General features: G+C 73.4%; 17 protein-coding genes and 1 pseudogene. 14 read left to right on the top strand and 4 right to left on the bottom strand.

All coding sequences use genetic code 11. The features are described from left to right. The first annotated feature begins 17 nt into the window (after positions 1-17). The 6 genes from ggt to OQ02_RS23585 all read left to right on the top strand — a co-directional run bounded on the left by ggt (position 18) and on the right by OQ02_RS23585 (position 7,972). Positions 18-1,799 carry a gamma-glutamyltransferase gene (gene ggt / locus OQ02_RS23560; protein WP_033440798.1) on the top strand — a complete coding sequence of 594 codons (1,782 nt, stop codon included), beginning with the start codon at positions 18-20 and terminating at the stop codon, positions 1,797-1,799. A 56-nt stretch (positions 1,800-1,855) separates the two neighbouring features. Next, entirely contained in the window at positions 1,856-2,398 is a 543-nt protein-coding gene (gene def, locus OQ02_RS23565; RefSeq protein ID WP_033440728.1) for a peptide deformylase, read from the top strand. Positions 2,399-2,562: 164 nt separating this feature from the next. Further along, entirely contained in the window at positions 2,563-3,492 is a 930-nt protein-coding gene (fmt, locus tag OQ02_RS23570) for a methionyl-tRNA formyltransferase (RefSeq protein ID WP_033440729.1), read from the top strand. Continuing rightward, entirely contained in the window at positions 3,489-4,919 is a 1,431-nt protein-coding gene (locus OQ02_RS23575) for an RsmB/NOP family class I SAM-dependent RNA methyltransferase (protein WP_081915882.1), read from the top strand. The genes fmt and OQ02_RS23575 overlap by 4 nt, the downstream gene beginning before the upstream one ends. Next, entirely contained in the window at positions 4,916-5,479 is a 564-nt protein-coding gene (locus tag OQ02_RS23580) for a flavoprotein (RefSeq protein WP_051772710.1), read from the top strand. The genes OQ02_RS23575 and OQ02_RS23580 overlap by 4 nt, the downstream gene beginning before the upstream one ends. 108 nt (positions 5,480-5,587) lie before the next feature. After that, on the top strand, positions 5,588-7,972 hold the full coding sequence (locus OQ02_RS23585; protein WP_033440730.1) for a helix-turn-helix transcriptional regulator: 2,385 nt from the start codon (positions 5,588-5,590) through the stop codon (positions 7,970-7,972). Between the two features lie 88 nt (positions 7,973-8,060). Here OQ02_RS23585 and OQ02_RS23590 read toward each other — a convergent pair whose 3' ends face one another. Continuing rightward, positions 8,061-8,705, bottom strand: coding sequence for an SDR family NAD(P)-dependent oxidoreductase (locus OQ02_RS23590; RefSeq protein ID WP_051772711.1), 645 nt, complete (start codon positions 8,703-8,705; stop codon positions 8,061-8,063). 196 nt (positions 8,706-8,901) lie between these two features. On the opposite strand from OQ02_RS23590, the gene rpe reads away from it, so the two are divergent. From rpe to OQ02_RS47205, 8 genes and pseudogenes are all read left to right on the top strand, one after another. After that, positions 8,902-9,552 carry a ribulose-phosphate 3-epimerase gene (rpe, locus tag OQ02_RS23595; RefSeq protein ID WP_156077251.1) on the top strand — a complete coding sequence of 217 codons (651 nt, stop codon included), beginning with the start codon at positions 8,902-8,904 and terminating at the stop codon, positions 9,550-9,552. A 14-nt stretch (positions 9,553-9,566) separates the two neighbouring features. Further along, positions 9,567-10,562, top strand: coding sequence for a bifunctional diaminohydroxyphosphoribosylaminopyrimidine deaminase/5-amino-6-(5-phosphoribosylamino)uracil reductase RibD (ribD, locus tag OQ02_RS23600; RefSeq protein ID WP_033440802.1), 996 nt, complete (start codon positions 9,567-9,569; stop codon positions 10,560-10,562). A gap of 9 nt (positions 10,563-10,571) precedes the next feature. Continuing rightward, a complete protein-coding gene (locus tag OQ02_RS23605) occupies positions 10,572-11,213 on the top strand; it encodes a riboflavin synthase (protein WP_051772712.1) in 642 nt (213 codons plus the stop codon). Beyond that, the gene (locus OQ02_RS23610) at positions 11,210-12,478 is read left to right on the top strand and encodes a bifunctional 3,4-dihydroxy-2-butanone-4-phosphate synthase/GTP cyclohydrolase II (protein ID WP_033440732.1); all 1,269 of its coding nucleotides are present in this window, start codon (positions 11,210-11,212) and stop codon (positions 12,476-12,478) included. The genes OQ02_RS23605 and OQ02_RS23610 overlap by 4 nt, the downstream gene beginning before the upstream one ends. Beyond that, on the top strand, positions 12,475-12,969 hold the full coding sequence (gene ribH / locus OQ02_RS23615) for a 6,7-dimethyl-8-ribityllumazine synthase (RefSeq protein ID WP_033440733.1): 495 nt from the start codon (positions 12,475-12,477) through the stop codon (positions 12,967-12,969). The genes OQ02_RS23610 and ribH overlap by 4 nt, the downstream gene beginning before the upstream one ends. Positions 12,970-12,977: 8 nt before the next feature. Then, positions 12,978-13,415 (top strand): PH domain-containing protein, encoded by a 438-nt coding sequence (locus OQ02_RS23620; protein ID WP_033440734.1) that lies wholly within the window; start codon positions 12,978-12,980, stop codon positions 13,413-13,415. Positions 13,416-13,630: 215 nt separating this feature from the next. Beyond that, positions 13,631-14,968 (top strand): M28 family peptidase, encoded by a 1,338-nt coding sequence (locus OQ02_RS23625; protein ID WP_033440735.1) that lies wholly within the window; start codon positions 13,631-13,633, stop codon positions 14,966-14,968. Positions 14,969-14,981: 13 nt separating this feature from the next. After that, a pseudogene (locus tag OQ02_RS47205) lies at positions 14,982-15,353 on the top strand (DUF7919 family protein); the annotation flags it as partial. A 256-nt stretch (positions 15,354-15,609) separates the two neighbouring features. Here OQ02_RS47205 and OQ02_RS23630 read toward each other — a convergent pair. Genes OQ02_RS23630 through OQ02_RS23640 form a run of 3 tightly spaced genes read right to left on the bottom strand, consistent with a single transcriptional unit; the run spans position 15,610 to position 18,488 of the window. Continuing rightward, complete coding sequence (locus tag OQ02_RS23630) at positions 15,610-16,584, bottom strand: helix-turn-helix transcriptional regulator (RefSeq protein WP_033440736.1); 975 nt, start codon at positions 16,582-16,584, stop codon at positions 15,610-15,612. A gap of 30 nt (positions 16,585-16,614) precedes the next feature. Then, positions 16,615-17,046 carry a hypothetical protein gene (locus OQ02_RS23635; protein WP_331281548.1) on the bottom strand — a complete coding sequence of 144 codons (432 nt, stop codon included), beginning with the start codon at positions 17,044-17,046 and terminating at the stop codon, positions 16,615-16,617. 56 nt (positions 17,047-17,102) lie between these two features. Continuing rightward, the gene (locus tag OQ02_RS23640; protein ID WP_231500181.1) at positions 17,103-18,488 is read right to left on the bottom strand and encodes a helix-turn-helix domain-containing protein; all 1,386 of its coding nucleotides are present in this window, start codon (positions 18,486-18,488) and stop codon (positions 17,103-17,105) included. Positions 18,489-18,779: the final 291 nt, after the last annotated feature.

Raw genomic sequence — 18,779 nt, forward strand, 5'->3', positions numbered from 1 at the left:
TGGAGTACAAGGGAACGATGCTCCGGTCGAAGGTCGCCAGCGCCCTTGCAGCCCTCCTCCTCGTCCCGCTCCTGCCCGCCACCGCACCCGCCGCCACCGACGCGCCGCGCGTCCCCGAGGCCGTCGGCTCCGGCGGGGTGGTGTCCAGCGTGGACGCCGACGCGTCGCAGATCGGCATCGACGTCCTCCGCCGCGGTGGGAACGCCGTGGACGCCGCGGTGGCGGTGGCCGCGGCGTTGGGCGTCACCGACCCGTTCTCGGCGGGGATCGGCGGCGGCGGGTTCTTCGTCCACTACGACGCCCGCACCCGCCGGGTGTCCACTGTGGACGGCCGGGAGACGGCGCCCGCGGCGGCCGGCGCCGACCTGTTCGTGGAGGACGGCGCGCCGATCCCATTCTCGGAGGCCGTCACCAGCGGGTTGTCGGTCGGTGTGCCGGGCACGCCCCGCACGTGGCACGAGGCGCTGCGGCGGTGGGGGACCTGGTCGCTCGACTGCGCGGTCCGCCCCGCGGAGGAGCTGGCGCGGGACGGGTTCACGGTCGACGCCACGTTCCACCGCCAGGTCGCCGACAACGCCGCCCGGTTCGCCGACTTCACCTCGACCCGCGCGCTCTACCTGCCCGAAGGCGCGCCGCCCGCGGTCGGCAGCACGTTCCGCAACCCCGACCTCGCCGACACCTACCGCGAGCTGCGCGAGGACGGCGTGTCCGCGCTCTACCGGGGTGACGTCGGCCGCGACGTGGTCGAAGCCGTGCAACGGCCACCGGTCGCACCCGGGGCGACCCGCCGGGTCCGGCCCGGTGGGATGACCGCGTCCGACCTCGCCGGGTACGACGCGCCGCTGCGAGAGCCCACCCACCTCCGCTACCGCGGCCTGGACGTGTTCGGCATGGCGCCGCCGTCGTCCGGTGGCACCACCGTGGGCGAGGCGTTGAACATCCTGGAGACCACCGACCTCGCCGCCGAGACCCCGGTCCAGTACCTGCACCGGTTCCTGGAGGCGAGCAGGCTGTCGTTCGCCGACCGCAACCGCTGGGTGGGCGACCCGGCGTTCAGCGACGTGCCGACCCGCGAGCTGCTGTCGCAGGGCTTCGCCGACAGCCGGGCCTGCCTGATCTCGCCGACGGCGGCCATGACCGGCGCGGTCGCGCCCGGCGACCCGCGCCACCCGACCCCGTGCGCGACGACCGCCGAACCCGCCGCCACCCCGTACGAGGGCACCGACACCACGCACCTCACGGTCGCCGACCGCTGGGGGAACGTCGTCGCCTACACCCTGACGATCGAACAGGAGGGCGGCAGCGGCATCGTGGTGCCGGGCCGCGGGTTCCTGCTGAACAACGAGCTGACCGACTTCTCGTTCACCCCGGTGACGCCGGGCGTGCCGGACCCGAACCTGCCCGGTCCGGGCAAGCGACCGCGTTCCTCGATGTCGCCGACGATCGTGCTGGACCACGACCGGCCGGTGCTGGCGCTCGGCTCACCCGGCGGCGCGAGCATCATCACCACCGTGCTCCAGGTCCTGACCCGACGGCTGGACCGCGGCCTGCCGCTCGTGCAGGCCATCGCCGCACCGCGGGCGTCGCAGCGCAACGCCGCCAACACCCAGGCCGAGGCCGCGTTCCTGGCCGCGCCGGAAGCCGAGGCACTGCGCCTGCTGGGCCACCGGTTCACCGCGGCCGGTGAGATCGGCGCGGTCACGGCGGTCGAACGCCTGCCCGACGGCCGCTGGCGCGCGGCGGCGGAGACGTCCCGGCGTGGCGGCGGCGCGGCCCGGGTGGTCCTTCCCCGGCCGTGACCGGGGCACCGGGCGGGCTTTCGTAGACTGGACTCCCCAGGCTGCGAGGAGTGCGCGTGACCGTCCAACCGATCCGGCTGTTCGGCGACCCGGTGCTGCGGACGCCCGCCGTCGAGGTCACCGACTTCGACGCCGAGCTCCGCAAGCTGGTCAAGGACCTGTGGGACACGATGAGCGAGGCCGGTGGCGCCGGGCTCGCGGCGCCCCAGCTGGGTGTCGGCCTGCGCGTGTTCACCTACCACTGCGACGGGTTCGCCGGGCACCTGGTCAACCCGACGTTCGACGTGGTCGGCGAGGAGTACCAGGAGGGTCCGGAGGGCTGCCTGTCGATCCCCGGCATGTCCTGGGACTGCCGGCGGCACCTGCACGTCGTGGCCAAGGGCTGGAACATGCACGGCGAGCCGGTCGAGGTCGAGGGCTCGGACCTGCTGGCGCGCTGCGTCCAGCACGAGACCGACCACCTGGACGGCGTGCTGTTCCTGGACCGGCTGGACGACGCGACCCGCAAGGAGGCCATGAAGGCCATCCGGCAGCAGTCGTGGTTCGACGGCGGCGTGCCGGCGATCAAGCAGTCGCCGCACCCCCTGTTCGGTGCGTGATCGCCGCTGCCCGGCGCGCGATGACTCGCCCCCGAGCCGCCTCGGGGGCGCTCTCCTAGACTTGCGGTCTGCGGATCCGCGGAAGATGCGAGGAGAGTGCGTGTTCGACCAAGAAACCCGGCCGTCTCGACCAAGCCCCCACGTGCCGTCCGGAGGGGTCTGACATGCGCCTGGTCTTCGCGGGCACGCCCGACGTCGCCCTCCCGTCGCTGAGCGCGCTGCTCGATTCCGACCGGCACGAGGTGGTCGCGGTCGTCACCCGGCCGGACGCGCCCGCCGGGCGTGGCCGCCGCGTCGAGCGGTCGCCGGTCGCGGCGTTGGCGGACGAGCACGGCATCGAGGTGCTGGCGCCGGCCAAGGCGGGCGACCCGGTGTTCCGGGCGCGGCTGGCCGAGCTGGAGCCCGACCTGTGCCCGGTGGTGGCCTACGGCGCGCTGCTGCCCGAGTCGACGCTGGCCATCCCGACCCACGGCTGGGTCAACCTGCACTTCTCGGTGCTGCCAGCCTGGCGCGGCGCGGCGCCCGTGCAGGCGGCCGTGCGGCACGGTGACGACATCACCGGCGCGACCACGTTCCGCATCGTCAAGGAGCTGGACGCGGGCCCGGTGTACGGCGTGGTGACGGAGCAGGTGCGCGACCGGGACACGGCCGGTGCACTGCTCGGCCGGCTCGCCGAGTCCGGCGCCAAGCTGCTCCTGTCCACTGTGGACGGTATTGCGGACGGCACGCTGCGGGCGGTGGAGCAGCCCGACCAGGGCGTGAGCTACGCGCCGAAGGTGAGCGTCGACGACGCCAGGCTGGACTTCGGCACGCCCGCCGCCGCCCTCGACCGGGTGGCCCGCGCGGTCACGCCGGACCCGGGCGCGTGGGCCGAGTTCCGCGGTGAACGGATCAAGCTCGGCCCGGTGGTCCCGGTCGAGTCGGACGAACCGCTACCGCCCGGTGACATCAGGGTGGAGCGCAAACGCGTGCTCGTCGGCACGGCCACCGACCCGGTGGTGCTCGGCGACGTGCAGGCGCAGGGCAAGAAGCGGATGTCGGCGACCGACTGGGCGCGCGGCGCCCGGATCGAGGCGGGGGAGCGGATTTCATGACCCAGAGGTCTTCCCGGCCGTCCCGGCCGCAGCGGGCACACCCGCCGCGCGGGCGCACCGGCACCCCGCCCCGCCCGCCCGTCGGCGACCCCGCGCGGCAGGCCGCGCTGGACACGCTCCGCGCCGTCCGCCAGCGGGACGCCTACGCGAACCTCGTGCTGCCCGGCATCCTGCGGGAACGCAAGATCACCGGACGGGACGCGGCCCTCGCCACCGAGCTGACCTACGGCTCGCTGCGCGCGCAGGGCCTGCTGGACGCGGTGCTGACCGCGTGCGCCGACCGCCCGCTGTCCGAAGTGGACGGCGCCGTGCTCGACGCGCTGCGGCTGGGCGCCTACCAGCTGCTGCGCACCCGCATCCCGGCGCACGCCGCGGTCGCCTCCACGGTGGACCTCGTGCGCGCCGACCGCGGTTCGGGGGCCGCCGGTTTCGCGAACGCGGTGCTGCGCCGGGTCACCGGCCAGGACGAGGCGGGCTGGGTGGAGGAGCTCGCGCCGGACGAGGACGCCGACCCGATCGGCTACCTGGCCATGGCCAACGCCCACCCGAGGTGGATCGCGCAGGCGTTCGCCGAGGCCTTGGGCAGTCGCGGTGAGCCGTTGCGCGACGCGCTGGCCGCCGACGACATGCGCCCGGCCGTGCACCTGGCCGCGCGGCCCGGCGAGTGCAGCTCGGACGAACTGGCCGCGATGACCGGCGGCGAGGTCGCGCCGTACTCGCCGTACGGGGTGCACCTGGACACCGGCGCGGGCGACCCGGGCGACCTGGACCCGGTGCGCGAGCGGCTGGCGACGGTGCAGGACGAGGGCAGCCAGCTGTGCGCGGTGGCGTTGACGCGCGTGCCGCTGGACGGCCCGGACGAGCGGTGGCTCGACCTGTGCGCCGGCCCCGGCGGCAAGGCCGTGATGCTGGGCGCGCTGGCGGCGTTGACCGGCGCGTCGCTGGACGCGGTCGAGAAGGCGCCGCACCGGGCGGACCTGATCCGCAAGGCGGCGGGTGACGTGCCGATGACCGTGCACGTCGCCGACGGGCGCGAGTCGGGCCTGCCCGAGGGGTCGTTCGACCGGGTGCTGGTGGACGCGCCGTGCACCGGGCTGGGCGCGTTGCGGCGCAGGCCGGAGGCGCGGTGGCGGCGGCAGCCGTCGGACGTGGCACCGCTGGCCCGGTTGCAGCGCGAACTGCTGACGGCGGCGTTGACGCTGGTCAGGCCGGGTGGCGTGGTGGCGTACGTGGTGTGCACGCCGCACTTGTCCGAGACGGTGGGCGTGGTCGCCGACGTGGCCCGCCGCACCGGCGCGGACTGGCTGGATGCCCGCGAGTACTTCCCCGGTGTGCCCGAGCTGGGTGACGGTCCCCAGGTGCAGCTGTGGCCGCACAAGCACGGCACGGACGCGATGTTCTGCGCCCTGCTCCAACGGCCCGCGTGACAGCGGGCCAGGTGGCGGGAACAGCGGCGGCCGGCCCGGTGCTCGGGCTGGTCGCCTCCGCGGCGGGCGGGGTGGAGCGGTGGCTGGTGGACGGCCTGGCGCGGCCGTTGGCCGAGCGGGGCTGGCGGCTGGCCGTCACGCTGACCCCGACCGTCGCCCGCTGGCTGGAGCCGCAGGCGGCGGCGCTCGCCGCGACGACGGACCTGCCGGTGCGCTCGACGTCGCGGCTGCCGACCGAGCCGAAACCGCACCCCGTGCCGGACGCGGTCGTGTTCGCGCCGGCGACGGCGAACTCACTGGCCAAGCTCGCCCTCGGGATCGGTGACAACCAGGCGCTGACGGTCCTGTGCGAGGCGTTGGGCCGCCGCACGCCGATGGTGGTGCTGCCGCAGCTGTCCGACGACCAGGCCGCCCATCCCGCGTTCACCGGCCACTTGGCCGTGCTGCGCTCCGCCGGGGCGGTCCTCGCGACCGATCCCGGTTCGGTGCTCCGGGAACTGGACGGGGTTGCGCCATTCGCCGCATTCGGGGAAAACGGGCGGAACGGCGCTCGCGGCTGAATTGACAGTCGGTCGAGATACGTAGCAGTCTGGATTGTGTCGAAATTGTACGGCCGGGATTGTGAATGGGCTTCGGTTCTCCGCTTCCTGTCCGCACCGGGTGGCCTGATGGCAATCGACGCGCCGCCGTGCTCCGGAAAATCGCTCCTGCTGCACGAGTCGGTCCGCGCCGCCCGGGACCTCGGTTACACCGTCGTCCTGTCCTGCGGTGAGCACCTGGCCGCGTCCGCCGACGTGGCGCGCGCGCTCGACCGCGCCGACAGCGGCACGCTGATCGCGGTCGACCAGGCGCACCGCGACCCGGCCGCCCTGCTCGCCCTGCTGCCCCGGCTGCGGGCACGGCGGATCACCGCGATGATCACGTTGACCAGCGCGTACGCGGGTTCCGAAGTGCGGGCCGCGCTGGCCGCGCACGGCTGCGTGCTCGAACTGGGACCGGTCGGCGATGACGTGATCGGGCTGATGACCACCTCCCTCCTGGGTGCCACCCCGCACCCCGACCTGGCCTCGTTGGTCGCCACCGCGGGCGGCGACCCGCACCTGGCCGCCGAGCTGATCACGGGGTTGCGCGAGGAAGGGCAGCTGGAGGTGGACGGGGGCGTGGCCCGGCTGCGCGGCGGGTGGCTGCCGCGCCGGGTGGGGGAGCTGGTGCGAGGACAGGTCGACGCGCTGTCCGCCGACGCCACCCGGTTGCTGAGGGTCGCCGCGGTGATTGGGCGGGTATTCCCTTTGCGTGAGGTTGTCACTCGAATGGGTGAAACTGTGGACGCCTTGCGACCGGCGGTGGCCGAAGTGCTCGCTTCCGGACTGGCGGTGCGAGTCGGTGAACGACTGGAGTTCGTCTCCGACTTGGTCTGGCGGGCCGTGGTGGAGTCGATGCCGGAATCGGTGCGGCACGCCCTGCGCCACGACACGGCCGTCCTGCGCGCGTCCCCCGATGAGCACGAGCCGGCGGGAGGCAGGGGAGTGGACGCCGTGGACGAGGTCCGGGCGTCGGCCGGGAACGGCAAGCTCGGCTCCGCCATCGCCCTGGCCCGCGAGAGCCTGGCGCAGGGCGTGCCCGCCGGCGCCGCCGCCGAGCTGCACGTGGTGCTGGGCGGCATCCTGCTGGCCGACGGGCGGCCCGCCGACGCGGCGGCCGAGATGGAGCACGCGGAGAAGGCCGAGGGTGTGCCCGAACCGCTGCGCCGGCTGGCGGCGGCGGGACGGCTGCTGTCGCTGTACTTCGCCACCGGCGTCCCGGCGGGCGCGTGGGCGATGACCATGCTGACGGCGCGGGAACGCGAGCCGAGCGACGCGGACGTGGTGATGGCCGCGACCGTCCACTCGTGCCTGGAGTGGAGCGCCGGGAACCTGGCCGAGGCCATGTACTGGGGCCGCGAGTCGACCCGGTGGGGAGTGGACCGGCCCACCGCGTGGTGGCAGTCGCAGGCCGCGGTGTCGCACGCGATGCGGCTGTCGGCGCTGGGCGAGTTCGAGCAGGCCGAACGCCTGGTGCGCGACCACGTCGCCGACGACGAGGACGAAGCGGTGACGACCGGTGCGCCGACCGCCCGGACCATCGCCCGCGCCAGGGTGCTCACCCAGGCCGGGCAGCTGGCCCTGGCGTCGGCCACCGCGGACGACGGCCTGTGCGCCGCCCGCGACCGCGGCCTGCGCATCCTGGTGCCGTTCGCGTCGACCGTGGCGGCGACGGTGGCGTTGCAGCGGGGCGACGTCGCCGCGGCGGCCGAGCACGTGCGCCGCTTCCGGGCCGACCTCGCGGCGGGCGAGGCGGTGCTGCACTCCGGCCAGTACGACTGGGTCGAGCTGCTGCTGGCGCACGCCGAGGGCGGGCCGGAGCGGGTCGTGGACCAGGCCCGTGAGCGGATCGCCGACGCCGGGGTCGTCCGCCGGATGCTCGTGGACGAGCCGGGCGCCGCGCCGTGGCTGGTGCGGCAGGCGTCCGCGGTCGGCGACCGGGAGCTGGCCGGTGACGTCGTCGGCGCGGCCGAGCGGCTGGCGACCGACAACCCCGGTTTCGCGGCGGTGTCGGTCGGCGCGGTCCACGCGCGGGCGTTGCTGGAGGGCAGCGCGGAGGAGTTGCTGGCGGCGGCCGGGCGGCACCGGCACCCGTGGGCCAGGGCGAACGCCAACGAGGACCTGGCCGTGCTGCTCGCCGAGGCCGGGGAGGCCGACCGCGCGGAGGCGCACACCACGCGGGCGTTGCGGATCTTCGAGCAGATGGGCGCGGACGGCGAGGTGGCCCGGTTGCGCGGGTGGTCCGATCCGACCGGGCCGCAGTGGCGGCGGCTGTCCGAGCCGGAGCGGGACATCGCCCGACTGGTCGGCGCCGGGATGACCAACCGGCAGGTGGCCAAGCAGCTGTACCTGTCCCCGCACACGGTGAACTACCACCTGCGGGGCATCTTCAAGAAGCTCGGCATCAGCTCACGGGTGGAGCTGGCGAGGTGGGCGCACGAGCAGGAGACCGCCGAGACCTCGACGGTCTGACCTGCCCGCGCGCCGTCCCGGCCCGAGACCTCCCGAGCCGGACACCTTCCGAGCCCGGGACCTCCCGAGCCCGGTTCCTTCCGGACCTTCAGGCCCCGACCGCGTCCGACATCGGGCCCGGGACCGGGTCGGAGATCACGAACCGGACCTCGTCGGCCACCGCCGACATGTCGGCCGGCGCGACGACCGCGCAGTGCACACCGTGCGCCGCGACCTCCACGGCGAGGCACTCGATGTACGCCACCGCCGCCGCCCGTGACGCCGCGTACGCCGCGATCCCCGACCGGGGCACCGCGACCACCTGCACGGGCACCATCACGATCGTCCCGTGACCCCGTTGGACCATCCGCGAGGCGACCGCCCGCGAGACGTTGAACACGCCGTCCACGTTGACGGCGAAACTGTGCGCCCAGTCCTCGTCGCTGACCGACAGGGCCGGACCCGGCCGCAACGCGCCCGCCGTGGTCACCAGCGCGTCGATCGGGCCGAACTCGCGTTCGACCTGGTCGACCAACGCGTCGACGGCTGCGCTCGACGTCACGTCGATCTGCCGCCCGGCGATCCTCAACCCGTCGCCGTGCAGCCGTTCGACCAGGCCCGCGAGCCCGGCTCCGTCGCTGTCCACGGCCGCGACCAGAGCCCCTTGCCCGGCCAGCGACTCGACCAGTTCCACGCCGAGCGGCGTGCAGGCTCCCGTGACCAGTGCGATCTTGTCGTGAAAATCGGCATTCATCCCCAGTGCTCCCCAGTTGCTGCCCCCGCGCCGAACGTAATGGCCACCACACCGTCAGGGGAACTACTTGGGTGAGTAGTCGGAAAAGACCAGGTGGAAGGCGCGGGCCGGAACGGGGCGGCGACGCCGAACACGCCCTTGGGCAGGTCCGGGCAATCGCGGAAGCCTAGACTCACCAGCCGTGGTCCACCAGCCGATGATCGCCCCGAGCATCCTGTCCGCCGATTTCGCCCGACTCGCCGACGAGGCCGCCGCCGTGGCGACCGCGGACTGGCTGCACGTGGACGTCATGGACGCGCATTTCGTGCCGAACCTGACGATCGGCCTGCCGGTGGTGAAGTCGCTGCGCAAGGCGACCGACATCCCGCTGGACTGCCACCTGATGATCGAGGACCCGGACCGCTGGGCGGTCGGCTACGCGGAGGCCGGCGCGTACAACGTGACCGTGCACGTCGAGGCGGCGAACGACCCGGTGCGGCTGGCGAAGGACCTGCGCGCGGCGGGCGCGAAGGCCGGGCTGTCGCTCAAGCCGGGCACCACGCTGGAGTCCTGCGTGGACGTGCTCAAGCACTACGACACGCTGCTGGTCATGTCGGTGGAACCCGGCTTCGGCGGCCAGTCGTTCATGGCCGAGGTGCTGGACAAGGTGCGCGCCGCGCGCCGCATGGTCGACACCGGCCACCTCAAGCTCGTGATCGAGATCGACGGCGGCATCAACGCCGACACCATCGAACAGGCCGCCGAGGCGGGCGTGGACTGCTTCGTGGCGGGGTCCGCCGTCTACGACGCCGCGGACCCCGGCGCGGCCCTGGAGCGGTTGCGCGCACAGGCGACGCGCGCCCGGTGACCCCCGACGAGGCGATGGCGCTGGCCGTCGCGGCGAGCGAGCGGGTCAGGGGCACCACCAGCCCCAACCCGCCGGTCGGCTGCGTGATCCTGGACGCGGACGGGGTCCTCGTCGGCGAGGGCGCGACCCGGCCGCCGGGTGGGGCGCACGCCGAGGTCGTCGCGCTGGCGCAGGCAGGTGAGCGGGCGCGGGGCGGCACGGCGTTCGTCACGCTGGAGCCGTGCGCCCACCACGGCCGCACCCCGCCGTGCACCCGGGCGCTCCTCGACGCCGGTGTGGCCCGCGTGGTGCACGCCGTGGCGGACCCGAACCCGAAGGCCGCCGGGGGAGCGGACGTGCTGCGCGCCGCCGGTGTGCGCGTCGAGTCCGGCCTGCTCGCCGAGGACGTCGAACGCGGCCCGCTGCGCGCCTGGCTGCACTACGCGCGCACCGGACGCCCGCACGTGACGTGGAAGTACGCCGCCAGCTTCGACGGCCGGGTCGCCGCCGCCGACGGCACCAGCCGCTGGATCAGTTCAGAGGAGTCCCGGGCCGAGGTGCACGACTTCCGCACCAAGGTCGACGCGATCATGGTCGGCACCGGCACGGTCCGGGCCGACGACCCGCGGCTGACCGCGCGCGGACCGCGCCGGGGGCCGGACGTGGTCCGCCAGCCGCTGCGGGTCGTGGTGGGTACCGGGGACCTGCCGCCGGGTGCCCGCGTCCTGGACGACGAGGCGGAGACCCTGCACCTGCGCACGCGCGACGCGGACGTGGTGCTCGGCGCGCTCGCCGCGCGAGGTGTGGTGGACGTGCTGCTGGAGGGCGGGCCTACGCTGGCGGGTGCGTTCGCCGGAGCGCGCCGCATCGACCGGGTGCTCGCGTACCTCGCGCCGAAGTTCCTCGGCGCGGGTCCGCCCGCCCTGGGGGACGCCGGGGTGTCGACCGTCACCGGCGCGGTCGCTTTGGTCGTGGAGCAGGTAAGCATGTGCGGGCTGGACGTGCGGATATCCGCAGTCCCCGCGCGTTGAGGAGGAACGGTGTTCACCGGGATCGTCGAGGAGTTGGGTGAGGTCGTCGCCGTCGTCGACCTGCCGGACGCGGCCCGCGTCACCATCGCGGGCCCGTTGGTGACGAGCGACGCGAAGCACGGCGACTCCATATCGGTCAACGGCGTGTGCCTCACGGTGGTGGACGTCGCCGACGGCGTGTTCACCGCGGACGTGATGCGCGAGACGCTGACCCGCAGCAGCCTGGCCAAGATCGCCGAGGGCGAGAAGGTCAACCTGGAGCGCGCCGCCGCCGTCGGCCAGCGCCTGGGCGGCCACATCGTGCAGGGCCACGTGGACGGCACCGGCGTGGTGCTGGCCCGCGAGAAGGCCGAGCACTGGGAGATCGTCCACATCGGACTCCCGCCGGGCCTGGCCCGGTACGTTGTGGAGAAGGGCTCGATCACCGTGGACGGCGTCTCGCTGACCGTGGTGTCGGTGTCGGACGACGAATTCACCGTCAGCCTCATCCCGACCACGCTGGAGCTGACCACCCTCGGCCGGCGCGCGCCGGGCGAGCACGTCAACCTGGAGGTGGACGTGCTGGCGAAGTACGTCGAGCGGCTCGCAGCGCCCCATCTCCAGGGCACTCCCCTCCAGGACACACACCCTGCCGCCGAGGAGGCCCGGTGAAGGACTTCGCCGACATCGAGAGGGCGATCGCGGACATCGCCGCGGGCAGGCCCGTCGTCGTCGTGGACGACGAGGACCGCGAGAACGAGGGCGACCTGATCTTCGCCGCGGAGAAGGCGACGCCGGAGCTGGTGGCGTTCACCATGGCCGAGTGCCGCGGCCTGCTGTGCACGCCGATGGAACCCGAGGCGCTGGACCGGCTGGGCATCGACCTGATGGTCGGGAACAACACCGAGCGGATGGGCACGGCGTTCACCGTGTCGGTCGACGCCCGTGAAGGCGTCACCACCGGCATCTCCGCCGCCGACCGCGCGCGCACGATCCGGTTGCTGGCCGATCCCGCGACGACCTCGCACGACGTGGTCCGCCCCGGGCACGTGTTCCCGCTGCGCGCCAAGGAGGGCGGCGTGCTGCGGCGCGCGGGCCACACCGAGGCGGCCGTGGACCTGGCCCGGATGGCGGGCCTGCGCCCGGCCGGCGCGATCTGCGAGATCGCCAACGCCGACGGCACCATGGCCCGGCGCGACGACCTGGAGCTGTTCGTCCGCAAGCACGACCTGGTGCTGATCACCATCGCCGACCTGATCGCGTACCGGCGGCGGGTGGAGACCCAGGTGGAGCGGGTGGCCGAGGCGCGCATCCCGACCGCGCACGGCACGTTCACCGCGGTCGGCTACGACAGCAAGCTCGACGGCATCGAGCACATCGCGATGGTCTACGGCGACATCGGCGACGGCGAGGACGTGCTGGTCCGGGTGCACTCCGAGTGCCTGACCGGCGACGTGTTCGGCTCGCTGCGCTGCGACTGCGGCCCGCAGCTCGACGCGGCGCTGGCGGCGGTCGCGGCGCAGGGACGCGGCGTCGTGCTCTACATGCGCGGCCACGAGGGGCGCGGCATCGGCCTGATGCACAAGTTGCAGGCGTACCAGTTGCAGGACCGCGGCGCGGACACCGTGGACGCGAACCTCGGTCTCGGCCTGCCCGCGGACGCCCGGGACTACGGCACCGGCGCGCAGATCCTGTGCTCGCTCGGCATCAAGTCGATGCGGCTGCTGACCAACAACCCGGCCAAGCGGGTGGGGTTGGAGGGCTACGGGCTCACCGTGCTGGACCGGGTGCCGCTGTCGATCTCGCCCAACCCGGAGAACCTGAACTACCTGCGCACCAAGCGCGACCGGATGGGCCACGAGCTGCACCAGCTGGAGCAGTACGAGGCGTTGGGCCAGGGCGGCGCGGTGGTGTCCGCCACGGAGGGAGCGGAATGAGCGGCGAGGGGCGGCCGGAAGCGGACGTGCCGGACGCGGCGGGGCTGACGTTGGCCGTGGTGGCCACCCGCTGGCACACCAGGATCACCGACAACCTGGTCGAGCGGGCGTTGTCCGCCGCCGCGAAGGCCGGTGTCGTGTCGCCGACGGTGGTGCGGGTGTCGGGTGCGGTGGAGCTGCCGGTGGTGGCCCAGGAACTGGCCCGGACGCACGACGCGGTGGTGGCGCTGGGCGTGGTGATCCGGGGCGGTACGCCGCACTTCGAGTACGTGTGCGACGCGGTGACCGCGGGCCTGACCAGGGTGGCGCTGGACTCGGCGACGCCCGTCGGCAACGGCGTGCTGACGACCAACGACGAGGAGCAGGCGCTGGCGCGTGCCGGGTTCCCGGACTCGGTGGAGGACAAGGGCTTCGAGGCTTGCGTGGCGGCGCTGGACACGGCGCTCGTGCTGCGCTCGCTCCGCTCGGACTCGCCGCGGGCGGGGTCGTGAGGACCGCCGTGGCCACCGAAGCCGTCGAGTTCCGCCCGAAGAGGATCCGGTTGGTCGCCGTGCTCAGCGCGGTGTTCCTGGTGGCCGTGTTCACCGTGGTCGGGCTGCTGCTGGGCGACACGCCGACCGGCGTGATCTTCCGGACCTCCGACCAGGTCGCGATGGTGGTCCTGGGCGTGCTGCTGGCGTGCGGCATCCTGCTGCTGGCCCGGCCGCGCGTCCGTGCCGACGCCGAGGGCGTCGAGGTGCGCAACGTGGTGACCGTGCGCCGGTTCGCGTGGACCGACGTCCTGCACGTCTCGTTCCCGGACGGCGCGTCCTGGGCACGGTTGGAACTGCCGGACGACGAGTACGTCTCGATTATGGCCGTGCAGGCCGTCGACCGAGACCACGCCGTGGCCGCCGTCCGCGCCCTCCGCGCCCTCCACCGAGCCGCCACCCAGTGAGTCCTACCTCCAGAACGCGTGAGTCCTACGTTCGGAACAGCCGTGTCCTACGTTCGGAACGCATGAGTTCAACGTTCGCGTAGCCGACGCGTGCTCGCGGCGGAAGCGCTGATCGTCGTGGTGCCGTTGGGGGACCGATGTCCGCCAACGGCACCCTTGTAGGGGTGCACGGCCCTCCCTAGGTTCGGGTGATCTACGAGCCTGGGAGCCCGCACATGCGCAGACGTTCAGTCCTCACCGGTGCCGCGGCGGTGGCGGGAGCGGTCACGTTCGGCCTGAACCCGGCCGCACGGGCGCAGCGGCCCGGCGCGTCGGACGTGCCCGACCTGGCTCTCGGCGACTACCCCGTGGTGGGGCGAGTGCGGGCGCACAAGGCGATGGAGCACCTGAGGGCGCTCAGCGAAGGCATCGGCCAGCGCATCGGCGGCACGGAGTCCGAGCACCGCGCCCGTGACTACATCGCCTCCGTGCTCCGCGGTCTGCGGTACGACGTGACGCTCCAGCCGTTCGCCGTGCCGGACAAGTACCTGTCCACGCTCGCCGTCGGCCCGGACACCTGGAACGCCGCCGCGTCACGGTTCGGCGCCCTCGGCGCGACCGCCACCGGCTCCCTGGTCGACCTGGACAACGGCACGGCGCTGCCCGAAGACCTGACCGGGAAGATCGCGCTGCTGGTGAACCTCCCGACCGGCTCGACCGCGGTGCTGGACGCGGTGCGGCTTGGCGCGGCGGCCGTGCTGGTGGGCCGGGTGTCCGTCCCGCCGGCGGGCAAGACGGGCGCGTTCTCACCCACGTTGACCGCGAACGTCGCCGTGCCGGTGCTGGGCGTCGCGCAGGTGCACGTGGAACGGCTGCGCGCGGCCGGCGCCGGCACGCTGACCGTGTCCACCACCCACCTCGCGGGCCTGACGTCGTACAACGTGATCGCCGACCGGCCCGCGACGTTCCCCGGCCAGGACGACGGCGTGGTCATGGTGACCGCCCACTACGACAGCGTGCCCGGCTCACCCGGAGCGAACGACGACGGCAGCGGCACGGTCCTGACCCTCGAACTGGCCCGCGTGCTGCGCCACCTGCCGACGCACAAGGCGTTGCGGTTCGCGCTGTGGGGCTCGGAGGAGCAGGGCCCCCTCGGCTCCCGCCACTACGTCAACCAGCTGTCCGACGCGGACGCGGCGCGCATCGCGGGCGTGTTCCAGAACGACATGGTCGCCACCAGCCACGGCCCCGCGACCGCCTACTGGCTGCTGTCCGTGGACGGCGGCGACAACGCCACCACCGCACAGGTAGCCGCCGCCGCCACCCGACTCGGCTACGGCGCACAGGTCCACGGCCCCGTGCCGCGCGGCAGCAGCGACCACGTGCCGTTCCACGAGCGCAAGATCGCCGCCGCGAACTTCAGCTGGCGCGGCGAGGCAGGCCCCCACCAGCTGGAACCGCTCTACCACACGCCCGAGGACACGATCGCCCAGAACGTGAGCCCGGACCGCCTCCAGATCTCGATGGAGCTCATCGGCGCCGCCGCCTACCGTCTGGCCCGCACACGCGGCTGAACGACGGGACGGCATGACAACGTACGAAGACCTGACGCCTTACGCCTACTGGCGCTTCGAACCGGAGGAGACGGAGCCGACGCTCGACGTCGGCCGGCTGGGCCGGGAGTCGCGGTTCGAGGTGGGTGAACCGGAACCCGGCCTGGCCGACGCCCTGCCGGCGTTGGCCAGGTTCCACCGGGTCCACGTCACCCGGGGTTGGCACGGGTGCGAGCTGTGCGGACCGGGCGCCGAGTACCCGGTCAGCGAACCGTCCGCGGCCGGCGAGGTCACGCTGGGCAGCGCGGAGATCCACGTGCCGGGTGTGGACGGGATCGTTTACGCGGCGCCGAACCTGGTGTTCCACTACGTCGTGCGGCACCACTACCGGCCGCCGGCCGCGTTCGTCCGGGCGGTGCCGGCGGAAGCCGAAGCGCGCGCCCGCGCGTGGGAGGAGACCAAACGGTCCCTGCCCGTCGGCACGCCCATGCACGGCCGGATCGTCGGCTACTCCGGGCGGGGGCTGTCGTTCGAGCCGGAGGGATCGCCCGACCTGAAGGCCACCGTCCCGTTCGAGCTGTACGGTCCGGGCCGGGACGACGTCGAGTACCACGTGCCGGTCGACGCGGTGGTCGTCGGGCACTCCGACCAGGAGCGGCAGATCATCCTCCAGGTCGTGGACCAGCCGCGCCGGACGCCCGGAGAAGACGTTCCGACAAGGTCCGGAGGTGCTGCTTCAGCTCCTCCGGGCCCTCCACCTCGAAGTCGACGCCGATCATCGCGATCCACGGCCCGACCCCCTCCAACGCCGACGTGCCGACCGTGAGCAACGTCCGCTCGTCGTCGATCCGCTCCAAGTGCACCGACGAGTACGAAGTGCGCGCGGCGACCACGTCGTACGGCGCGTGCATGATCAACCGGGCCTCGTACTGGTACGGGGCGACGGACACCCGCTGCGACACGTACGAGGCCAGGTCCTCCGCCGGCGGCTCCCGTGGCGTGAACCGGGCGCCCGGCGTCGGCTCGCCCTCGATCCGGTCCACCCGGAACGTCCGCCAGTCCGCCTTGTCCACGTCCCAGGCCACCAGGTACCACCGCCGCCCGGTGTGGGCCAGGCCCAACGGCTCCACGTGGCGGCGAGTGCCCCCCTCACGCCCCGCGTAGGGGAACCGCAGCCGCTGGTGGTCCCGGCACGCGATCGCGATCGCGGTCAACGTGCCGGCGTCCACCTGGACCCCGCGCGAGGGCAACGCGACGGTGTGCGCCTGCAACGCGTTCACCCGCCGCCGCAGCCGGGACGGCAGCACCTGCTCCAGCTTCGCCAACGCCCGCACGGACGTCTCCTCGATGCCCGACACGGTCCCGTTCGCCGCCGTCCGCAACCCGACCGCGACCGCCACCGCCTCGTCGTCGTCCAGCAGCAACGGCGGCAGCTCGGCGCCCGGACCCAGCTGGTAGCCGCCCGACACACCGGGCGTGGCGTTCACCGGGTAGCCGAGGTTGCGCAGCTTGTCCACGTCCCGGCGCACGGTCCGGACGTCGACCCGCAGGCGCTCGGCGAGGTCCGGACCGGTCCAGTCGCGGCGCACCTGCAACAGCGACAGCAGCTTCAGCAGACGGGCCGAGGTCTCCAGCATGTGCGGGAGTCTGCCGGCCAACGCGGACGACTACTGTCCGCGTCTTGCACCTTCCGGCCACACGACCGCGACCGGGACACCCGACGCCCGCGCCGTCTCCACGACGTCCGCCGTGCCGCCGCGCCCGTCCGGCGGCTGCCCGTCCCACACCGCGATCAGCAGCTCCACCGACGCGAGCATCCGCTCGTTCGCCATCACGTACGCGTGCCGCCCCGACAGCTCGTTCGGCAGCACGCTCACCACGTGCGCCTGCGCCAACAACTCGTCGTACGCTGCCCGCTTGTCCGGTTTCAGCTTGTCCCGGTAGTCCATCGCGGGCAGCACCACCTCGACCCGGCCGCCCAGCTCCAGCACCACCCGCGCGAACAGCTGGTCCGCGCCCGGCGCCAGGCAGGTCACCCCGACCAGGGATGACCCGCCCGCCGCCTCGGCCTCCAACGCGGCGCGAATCGCTGCACGCACGGCGTCGACGCAATCGGGCATCAGCTTGCTGTGCCCGGTGACTCCCACCCGCATCCCTAGGCCGTCCGGACCCCGCGGATCGCTTCACGGGTGTCGCGCACCACGGCCAGGTCGTGGTGCAGCTCGGCCTCCTTGGCGAAGTCCTGCAACTTCCGCACGACCCGCCCGGACGCGAGGCCCGCCGCCGTCGGCAGCACCTCCTGGATCAGCCCGCACGCCTCCTCGGGCTCGCCCGCCACCATCTTCGTGCGGGCCAACCCGATGACGTCGAACGCCCTGTTCCGCACCCGTGCCGGATCCCGCAGGCTCAACGCCCGCCGGATGTGCTGCTCGGCCATCGGAGCCTGCTTCGGGTCGTGCCCGGCCAGGTCGCGCATCCGGGCGCCGATGACCCCTTCCAGCTCCGCCTCGTCGAACGAGTCCAGCCACCACGGGTCGGAACCGGACCGCCGCTGCGCGAAGCTGTCCTGCGCCTCGCCGACCGCCCGGTGGAACTCCCGCACCCGACCCATCTGCGCGTACGCCCACGCCTCACGGGTCAGCAGCAGCGCCTGTAACGTCGGCGTCGCCGTGCGCCTGGTGCCGTACTGGCCCAGCTGGACCAGCTCCAACCCGTCCTCCGGCCGGCCGAGGTCGAACATCTGCCGGGCCATCGCGGCCAGGCACAGCGCGGCGAACGGATCGTTCTTGCCCGCCTTCGCCATGCGCACGCCGAGCACGTAGTACCGCTGCGCCGCGTCGTGCATGCCCGCGTCCCACGACATGCTCGCCGCGACCTTGGACAACTCCGCGCCGATGAAGAACGCCCGTTCCGTCGTCGGGCCCGCCGGTGCACGCGACAGCCGCTCGGCCAGTTCCTCCAACTGCCCGAGCACCGCCTTGCGCGCCAACCCGTACCCGCCTCGTCCGCCCCACCCGCGCAGCCCGTCGGCCACGCGCTGCAACGCGGCCAACTCCTCCTCGCTGATCGCCGCGCTGGACGACCACTTGGACAGGGGCTGCAACGGGTGGAGCCACCGCTGGAGCGGTTCGACCAGTGCGGGACCCATCGCCACCGCGGCAGCTCCGGTGAGCGCCGCTCGTCTGCTGATCGCCAAGTCGTTCCTCGCCGTCTCCTCGACCGATCTGGCAATGCTCGACGCGTCCCACGCCGCGCCGAGCACATCGGGCGGGGCACCGCGATCGGGGCCCGCCTGGCTTGGGATTCCGACGCGGTCGAACCACAGCCGGTCGGCCGGGACGCCGAGCACCCGCGCGAAGTGGCGCAGGCGGTCGATCCGGTCGATCGGGTTCTCACCGGTCTCGTAGCGCGACAGCTGTGCCTGGGAGATCCCCAGCCAGGACGCCATGCGGTCCTGGGTGACGCGGCTGACGTGCTGGGGGTGGTGCCGGTAGGCGGCGAGGAGGGCGCCCATGTCCCGGTCGGCGAATGCGGCAGTCATCGCCTCGTGGTCCCAGAAATCCGCGGGGACACCGGGTGGTCCGTAGAGCTCCGTCCGCGCGTTGCGGCGACAACGCTGGCAGAGCAGGTCGGTGTTGTCGGCGGCGATCAACGCCCCGCACGACGGGCATGCGCGCCTGGTACTGGCTGCTCTTCGAGCTTTGCGTTCCATCGGCTCGCTCCCGTCACTGAGCGTGGTCACCAGTCTATAGAGATGTGATCAGGAGTCCATGCATTTCGTGCATAAGCCGGGGTAGGCCCCCCGTCGGAGCCCTCGTGACGCCGTGTGGTG

Origin of the sequence: Saccharothrix sp. NRRL B-16314, from assembly GCF_000716595.1 — a bacterium.
Lineage (GTDB): Bacteria > Actinomycetota > Actinomycetes > Mycobacteriales > Pseudonocardiaceae > Actinosynnema.